1 protein-coding gene is annotated in these 579 nt (G+C 56.5%); it reads right to left on the bottom strand.

Features of this window, described 5'->3' with window-relative positions; translation table 11 throughout:
- Positions 1-579: DMSO/selenate family reductase complex B subunit (locus FDX24_RS16305; protein WP_101743370.1), on the bottom strand; the 579-nt coding region annotated here is incomplete at both ends.

Below are 579 nucleotides of genomic sequence, written 5' to 3'. Positions count from 1 at the left end.
ACCTCCTTCGGATTAGCCAGATAACCCGTGGTATCCCCGGTCGGGCGGCTATTGGCATTTGGTTTGATGACGATGCTCGGTTTGGTAAAGTGCGCGCCAGGGAGCGGCGCTACCGCGGCCAGGGTGCCGTGTTTTTTACGCAGTTCCTCTATCGGGCCGAAGTCCAGCGCACGCAGCGGGCAGGATTCGACACAGATGGGTTTCTTACCCTCAGCAACGCGTTCATGACAGCCATCGCACTTGGTCATGTGTCCTTTGGCGGCATTGTATTGCGGCGCGCCATACGGGCAGGCCATGTGGCAATAGCGACAGCCAATGCACACGTCTTCATCCACGACCACAAAACCATCTTCACGTTTGTGCATCGCGCCGCTTGGACACACCTTGGTACAGGCCGGGTCTTCACAGTGGTTGCACGCAATGGAGAGGTAGTAGGCGAAAACGTTCTGGTGCCAGACACCGTTATCTTCCTGCCAGTCACCGCCGGCGTATTCGTAAATACGGCGGAAACTGACGTCCGGCGTTAAATTTTTGAAGTCTTTGCAGGCCAGTTCGCAAGTTTTGCAACCGGTGCAACGG

Origin of the sequence: Citrobacter sp. wls716 (assembly GCF_005280975.1) — a bacterium.
GTDB lineage: Bacteria > Pseudomonadota > Gammaproteobacteria > Enterobacterales > Enterobacteriaceae > Citrobacter > Citrobacter youngae.
This window is presented reverse-complemented; position numbering and strand designations above follow the sequence as displayed.